The sequence below is a fragment of the Gracilibacillus thailandensis genome, assembly GCF_010994055.1.
Lineage (GTDB): Bacteria > Bacillota > Bacilli > Bacillales > Amphibacillaceae > Gracilibacillus > Gracilibacillus lacisalsi.
Genome location: NZ_WJID01000096.1, coordinates 1 through 7830, shown reverse-complemented (window position 1 = coordinate 7830; position 7830 = coordinate 1). Strand labels below are relative to the sequence as shown.

General features: G+C 37.0%; 7 protein-coding genes. 2 read left to right on the top strand and 5 right to left on the bottom strand.

Features of this window, described 5'->3' with window-relative positions; translation table 11 throughout:
* Positions 1 to 84 precede the first annotated feature (84 nt).
* Positions 85 to 1296 carry a bacillibactin exporter BcbE gene (locus tag GH715_RS19945; RefSeq protein ID WP_276208133.1) on the bottom strand — a complete coding sequence of 404 codons (1212 nt, stop codon included), beginning with the start codon at positions 1294 to 1296 and terminating at the stop codon, positions 85 to 87.
* A gap of 187 nt (positions 1297 to 1483) precedes the next feature.
* Between GH715_RS19945 and GH715_RS19940 the strand changes: the two genes are divergently transcribed.
* Complete coding sequence (locus tag GH715_RS19940; protein WP_153836998.1) at positions 1484 to 2572, top strand: FUSC family protein; 1089 nt, start codon at positions 1484 to 1486, stop codon at positions 2570 to 2572.
* A 30-nt stretch (positions 2573 to 2602) separates the two neighbouring features.
* Here the strand turns inward: GH715_RS19940 and GH715_RS19935 are convergent, their stop codons facing one another.
* The 4 genes from GH715_RS19935 to mutY all read right to left on the bottom strand — a co-directional run bounded on the left by GH715_RS19935 (position 2603) and on the right by mutY (position 6639).
* A complete protein-coding gene (locus tag GH715_RS19935) occupies positions 2603 to 4354 on the bottom strand; it encodes an ABC transporter ATP-binding protein (RefSeq protein ID WP_153836997.1) in 1752 nt (583 codons plus the stop codon).
* 28 nt (positions 4355 to 4382) lie between these two features.
* Positions 4383 to 4910 (bottom strand): nucleoside tri-diphosphate phosphatase, encoded by a 528-nt coding sequence (ntdP, locus tag GH715_RS19930; protein WP_153836996.1) that lies wholly within the window; start codon positions 4908 to 4910, stop codon positions 4383 to 4385.
* A 363-nt stretch (positions 4911 to 5273) separates the two neighbouring features.
* Positions 5274 to 5450, bottom strand: coding sequence for a gamma-type small acid-soluble spore protein (locus tag GH715_RS19925; RefSeq protein WP_153836995.1), 177 nt, complete (start codon positions 5448 to 5450; stop codon positions 5274 to 5276).
* 127 nt (positions 5451 to 5577) lie between these two features.
* Positions 5578 to 6639, bottom strand: a complete 1062-nt coding sequence (gene mutY, locus GH715_RS19920) for an A/G-specific adenine glycosylase (protein WP_163578790.1) — start codon at positions 6637 to 6639, stop codon at positions 5578 to 5580.
* A 56-nt stretch (positions 6640 to 6695) separates the two neighbouring features.
* Between mutY and GH715_RS19915 the strand changes: the two genes are divergently transcribed.
* On the top strand, positions 6696 to 7682 hold the full coding sequence (locus GH715_RS19915; protein WP_153836994.1) for a metal-dependent hydrolase: 987 nt from the start codon (positions 6696 to 6698) through the stop codon (positions 7680 to 7682).
* Positions 7683 to 7830 lie beyond the last annotated feature (148 nt).

Genomic DNA, 7830 nt, shown 5'->3' with positions numbered 1-7830 from the left:
CTTGAGGTGGGAGTCTTCTCGCCTATTGCTGATAAAATATAAACAGATAACACCCCCGTTTCAACTAAGTGAAACGGGGGTGCTTTATGATTGACTGCTTTCCTCTGCACTCGGTTTAATTGCAAAAAAGGAAATCAAAATCGCAATCGCACTCAGCCCTGCTAAAAAGTAATACATCCAGTCAGGATTTTTTTCAATAAAAATAGCGATTATTGGTGGTCCAGCAGCAACACCTAAAAAACGCATGCTGCTGTATAATGACGTTACCGTTCCTCGAACATCTTTTTTTACACCTTCTGTAATCAATGCATCTAATGTTGGTAAGGAGATTCCAATCCCTATTCCTGCTATTGACAACATGATCGAAATATACATCATCGTAACATCAGGTTTAATAAATAGCAGGGGAACTCCCCCTATTAGATTTCCAATCAAAATTACCCATTTCATCACGATTTTACTTTTGCCAATTTTCTTTCCTGCTACATAGGATGCAATACATAAGAATAACAATGGTATAGCAAGGATCGAACCTTTGATGATTCCTTCCATCTGATAATCCTTTTCTAGCAATGTAGAAAAATGAAATAAAAATCCAAATAGGACAAACATGTTGATACAGCCAATAATAAAAGTACTGATCAGCCATTTTCCATTGTCATGAAATACTTTCTTGATCAATTGTAAAAAGCTCTTAAAGGTTTGTTTCTCCTCTTCGTCATCCTCTTTCGGTGGTTTAACCAACAACATTACCAACAGAACCGAAATCGCTGAAAAGATCGGGATAAATAAAAACGGTAAATACCAAATGAAAATAGCAAGTGCTGCACCAATGATTGGACTTAAGACTTTACCGAATGTATTTGATGTTTCAATGATCCCTAATCCAGCACTTACATCCTTTTCATCGTCAAACATGTCTCCAACAGTGGGAATGACAACTGGAAAGGCACCGGAAGCACCGATACCTTGTAAAAAACGACCTATTAAAATAACCATAAAAGGGTCTGCCATTTTCCATGCTGCAAAAGCAGAAATAAGTCCACCTATGCCGGTAATAATAAGGCTAGGTATCATGACTTTTTTCCGCCCGATTTTATCAGATAAATAACCTGCTAAAGGAATCAGAAGAATGGCTACAATCGAATATACAGTTATAATCAGGCTTGATTGAAAAGATGTAATATCTATTTTCTTTTCGATAATCGGAAGAATTGGGATTAACATGGAATTGCCCAATGTCATCACTAATGGTATTGATGCTAATGCAATGAGATCTAATTTTTTATCTTTCACGTTTTTCCCTTCCATCCAACGGTTATATTGTACTATGTCTATTGTTCACTTCCACTCATTTTTCATACTTGGATTTTTTCGGTACTTTATTACGTGTTAACCATTAGAGGATGAAGTCTCACTTTATTTCACCGAAAATTGGGAAACTGTTATACTGAAGATGACAAATTTTAGAAGGAGGGTTTTTATGAAGCTTGGTGCTCGGATCCTGAAAACTGGTTTTGCAATCACTATTGCACTATATATTGCTGATTTAATTGGAATTGAAGCTGCTACATATGCTGGGATTGCTGCCGCTTTTGCGATCCAGCCGAACATATATCGTTCGTTTCAAACCATGCTCGAACAGATTTATGCTAATATTTTTGGTGTCGGTATTGGAGCTATGGTTGTATTCGGACTCGGCAATGACCCTGTTGTAATTGGTTTTGCCATTATTATTGTGATTGCTCTTTGTATGTATTTTAAAATGAATGAAAACACGATTGCCTTAGCCATTATTGCTGTTCTTGCAGTAATGGAAACAACCGAAATGTTGTTATTACACTTTGCCGGTGTTCGTTTTTCTGCATTAACATTAGGAATCCTCTCCGCATTTATGGTGAATATGTTATTTTTACCACCCAAATATGAATTGCGTTTATTCAAGTCGATCGATCAGATCACCTCTGATATTTTACAATGGTTGCGGATTTCTACCAGACATTTATCAGATGATCCTGCTTTACGTACCGAGATTGACCGAATTGAAACAGAAATCCGTCATATCGATCATACATACTTATTATTTAGTGAAGAAAGAATATATTTCAGAAAAACAAGAATGCCGAAAATGCGCAAATTAATTATTTTTAGACAAATGATTAATACATCGAAAAAGTCATTAGCTACTTTATACGCATTCCATCAATACGATGATAAAGTCGAAAATATTCCGAAAGAATTCCAAAATGTTTTAGTGGATGAATTAGATAAAATCATCTACTCCCATGAACGCTTGTTACTAAGTGCGATGGGTAAAATTAAAAAGAATCCTACGAAATCGATAGAAGAAATTACCGATCCTGATATTCCACATCTTGTCGAAACACTTATCCATGTATATGAACAAGATGATAAAGATAGGCTCTCGCTATTACCGCTTGCATCGCGACTGATGGAATATCATAAAGAAATCCTCCATCTCCAACGAATATTAAATAGTTATCAAAGATTTCACGAGCACCTCGACTTCAACTTTAAGAGAAAAAACAGAAAAATCCTTCCTTATCCATAGAAAAAAACCATCCGCTAGCTACGGATGGTTCTAATCATTATCTAATTCTTGCACTTGATATAAATTATAATAATGGCCCTGCTCTTGCATTAACTGCTGGTGTGTTCCTTCTTCAGCAATTTCACCATTTTCAATTAATACGATTCGATCAGCATGGGTAATCGTCGATAATCGATGGGCGACGATAAAAGTAGTTCGGTCTGACGCTAGTTTTTCCAATGCTTCCTGAATTAAGTGCTCACTTTCTAAATCAAGTGCTGACGTTGCCTCATCTAAAATCAATAATGGCGGATTTTTTAAGAATACACGGGCAATGGCAATTCGCTGCTTTTGTCCGCCTGACAGTTTTACCCCTCGTTCACCGACTAACGTATCATAACCATTCGCTAAGCCAGTAATAAACTGGTGGGCATTGGCAGCTTTAGCAGCCGCTATTACTTCCTCATCAGTTGCATCAGGTTTACCCATTCGAATGTTCATCGCAATCGACTCACTAAACAAAATATTATCCTGTAACACCATACCAATTTTATCTCTTAGTGAGCGTGCTTGCACATCACGAATATCATGACCATCAATAAGAATCCGTCCACCTGTTACATCATAAAAACGTGGAATCAAACTGATAATCGTTGACTTTCCACCGCCACTCATACCAACTAAAGCGACTGTCTCTCCCTGCTTAACATCTAGCGAAATATCCCGTAAGACCATTTCTTCCTCTTCTTCATAGCGGAAAGATACATGGTCAAACTCGACTTTTCCATCGACTCTATTCAATGGTTTTGCATTCGGTTTATCTTTAATATCATACTTTTCATCAATAAATTCAAAAACACGATCCATGGACGCGATCGATTGAACTAGTATGGTTGATGAACTGATTAATCTCCGCAATGGACTATAAACACGATCCATATAACCAACGAATGCCGCGATTGTACCTACTGATAAATCAGATGTAATCGCAAAATATCCGGCAAATCCAATGACTAATAATGGTGCCAAATCTGTAATAGTATTCATAACGGCAAAAGTTTTCGCATTCCATGCCGTATGATCAATTGCACGGTCTAAGAAATTCTGGTTTTGTTTGTCGAATTCTTTTTCTTCATAGTCTTCCAATGCAAAACTACGTGTGACAGGTATTCCTTGGACACGCTCATGGAGGTGACCTTGTACTTGAGCTAATGCTTGGGACCTTTGTTTCGTCAGACTCCGTAATTTTCCATAAAAAATCTTGACGGATATGGCATATAGCGGGAATAACGCTATTGCTACAATCGTTAACCATACATCCATGAATAGCATAATTCCGATCGCAATCAAGATCGTAATCATATCAAGCCAAATATTCATTAAACCTGTCATGACAAAATTCTTGGTTTGCTCGACATCGTGTATTACCCTGGAAATAATTTCGCCAGTTTTCGTGCGTGAATAAAACTGCAAGCTTAAACGTTGAATATGATCAAATAATTTTTCTCGGATATCATATAAAATTTTGTTCCCTGTCCATTGTGCTAAATACTGACGATAATATTCAATTGGCGGACGAAGAACGATAAATAAAATTGCAGCGATTCCCATTAACCAAAATAATTGCGATAATTTTTGATCAGGCGTTAACCCGTCAGCACCGATAATATCATCGATTACATACTTCACAATTAAAGGCATTAAAAGAGGGATACCGAATTTCACGATCCCTATCAATACCGTAACTAAGATCTTCCACTTATAGGGGAAGACAAATTGCATATATCTTTTTATACTGTCCAAACCTGTTTCACCTCTTTCGATGTTGCGATTAGCGATAGGTTAAATATAATTCATACCATTGGTCCACAAACTCAGGTGAAAATGGTCCCTTTCGCTGTCTTACCCAGTGTAGGAGATGATCGACATTGTTCCATAATATTTTATCCAAAACTTTTGGATAATTCATTTGAGTTTTATGCAACTCATATTCATCCTCATCCAATAGCGTATATGTCATATCTGGAAATACTTTTACGTCTAAATCATAATCTATATATTTCACCGCCTGGTCTTCGAAGACAAATGGCGAGCTAATGTTACAGTAATAATATATGCCATCATCGCGTAACATTCCGATTACATTGAACCAATACTTCGCATGAAAAAAACAAATCGCCGGCTCTCTCGTTATCCACGTGCGACCATCACTTTCCGTAACTAATGTTTTATCATTTGCTCCAATCACGCGATTACTTGTTCCTTTCAATACCGTTGTTGTATCCCAGACACGATGGAGCTGACCATTATGTTTATAGCTCTGTATTTGAATTGATTTTCCTGGTTCTAGGCCATCCATTCGTATCTCCCTTTCTTATATTTAGTAATACTAATTATAACGATAAATATTTACAATTGAAAATAATACAATTGGAATGGTGTATTTAGTAGTAGGCGAAAGTTGTCGGTAGTAAGGGCGCTCGCAAGAAGTCTGCTAGTTTTGGGCAGTCGGGCGAGCTAGCCCTTCTTTCGTTTTAAATGTTCTGGTAAGAGTTTCTCTAAGACACTTTTTTGCTGTTTTCCCCTCTTTTTGTCCTCGAGAACGCTTCTCGAATCTTCTGTGCTGAGAGGAAGTGGTATATGTATTTCGCACACAGTTATTTTAGACACAAAAAACTTGACTCTCCACATGGAAGAGCCAAGTTTTTTAAAGACTGTATCATTATTTTTTGTTTTGTTGAGACTTTTGATTTTGCTTGCGAACCTCTTGTGCATCAGTTTCGCTAGCAAACTCAGTACCGAATTGTCCTTGACCTTGTGCAGCTTGTTGATTTTGGCGTTTTACTTCAGCAGCATTTGTTTTGCTTGGGTTTGCTTGGTTATTGTTACGTTTAGCCATCAATATCACCTCCACGAACATTAATTTACCCATGATGATTCATTTTATCCAAAAAACATCGATTTTTTTGTGGAGGTTAAGAACGACTATTCTATTATGAAGTTTCCTTTACAATCAGCATATTTTGCTATAATTGTTTATAAATATTTTGATGAGATACTGGTAATGGATATTGTTTAATTTCCTCTTTCGTTAAATATTCCATATGTCCAGGTACTGACATTTCACCTTTTACAGTTATATACTTCACATTCAAAAACCATGTTAGATGAGAAAAGACATGCTTCACCGGCTCAAGATCATTCATCTCTACTACTTCTACTTGAAATTTCTCTTGTATATATGCTGATAGATGTTTTTCATCCACTTCATCCGCTTTCAACATTGGAAATTGCCATAATTGAGCCAATAACCCTTGATCTGGTCGTTGTTCCAAAAGATAATTGCCTGTATCATTTTGAATAACTAGTACAAAATAAGTATGTGATGATTGTTTTATTTTATTCTTCTTAATTGGTAATGACTGTTCCACACCTTCACGAAATGCGATACAATGTTCTTGCACCGGGCATAATAAACAACTCGGATTTTTCGGTGTACAAACTAATGCACCCAGTTCCATTAAACCTTGGTTAAAGGCAGACGGGTTTTCTTCTGAAATCAATTCCCGAACCGCTGCTTCAAATGTTTTTCTTGTTTTAGGCTTGGCTATATCTTCTTCAATACGTAAAACACGTGATAGAACTCGCATGACATTGCCGTCAACTGCTGGTTCTGCCTTATTAAATGCAATACTTAATATCGCACCTTTTGTGTACGGACCAACACCTTTTAAGTCACCTAATTGTTTTGGATCATCCGGTACTTTAGCATCATATTGTGCTACTACTTCTTTCACGGCGGTTTGTAAATTACGAGCCCGAGAGTAATAACCAAGGCCTTCCCATGCTTTTAATACCTTTTGCTCATCAGCTTCGGCTAAAGCTGTTAAAGTCGGGAAATGTTCCATGAAGTTTTGAAAGTATGGGATAACCGTATCAACTTTTGTTTGTTGTAACATAATCTCTGACACCCATACTCGATATGGGTCTTGATTCTCTCTCCATGGTAATTGTCGTTGTTCTCTCTCAAACCATGTGATTAAATCCTCTTGAAATTGGGGTATATTGATAGTAGACGTATATTTCACAGTTATTCATCCTTCGTGATACAATATTTAAATAAGACAAGAAAGGGGCAGCTATGATGGATACTGGTACTCATATTACAATGGGTATAGCCTTAGGAGGCATTGCTACATTAGATCCAGTTGTACAACAAGATACGACCCTTTTTACCGCAGTAATGGTTGGAACGATAATAGGGTCACACGCACCAGACTTTGATACCGTACTAAAACTGCGTGATAATGCCACATATATCAGGCATCACCGGGGTATTACCCACTCCATCCCGGCTGTTATTTTCTGGGGTATCCTTATTTCCGCGATCATTCACTCGTTTGTCCCAGAAGTTAGTTTTATTCATTTATGGCTATGGACATTTCTTGCCGTCTTCCTGCATGTTTTTGTTGATATATTCAATGCTTACGGTACACAAGCGTATCGGCCCTTTACAAAAAAGTGGGTAGCACAAGGCTTTATCAGCACCTTTGATCCGTACATTTTCAGCCTACACGTCATCGGGATCATTGCATGGTTGCTTGGAGCTAATCCTGGCTACACCTGGTTAATGATTTATTTTATTATTGTATTGTATTACATTAAACGGTATATCGACAAGCGGGAAATAGTAAAGATGATTCACGAAAATTTTGACCATGTCGAACAGATTGCTACCTCTCCGACTATCAAGCAAAATGTCTGGCGAATTGCCTTAACAACTAATCAACACTTTTTTGTTGGAAAAGTGAAAGATGGTCATATCGAAATTGATGATAAATTTTATCGGGTACCACTACCTGATGATCCGGTCATGAAATTCGCAATGAAAGATAAAAACATTTCTGCGTTTCTATCTTTTTCACCGATCTACCGTTGGGAAATCAATATGTATGATGACTTTACCGAGGTACGATTCATTGATTTACGTTACCGTTCGGAAGGGCATTATCCCTTTGTTGCGGTCGTTCAAATTGATGACAATATGAGAATTATGAATTCTTATACAGGTTGGGTATTCTCCGAGAAAAAATTACAGGATAAATTAAATTTAGATGGTAATACAGTGTGAGAAATTTCTTCACCAACAAGTACAAAATTTATGAAGATTTTAATCAAATCACTGAAAAGGAAGAAGAATATCTGATATATTTAGTCGTCAACTTGTTATGAAGGACACTTTTTAGGATTTTTACTTTTTCTGTCCTTCATTGCCTTTA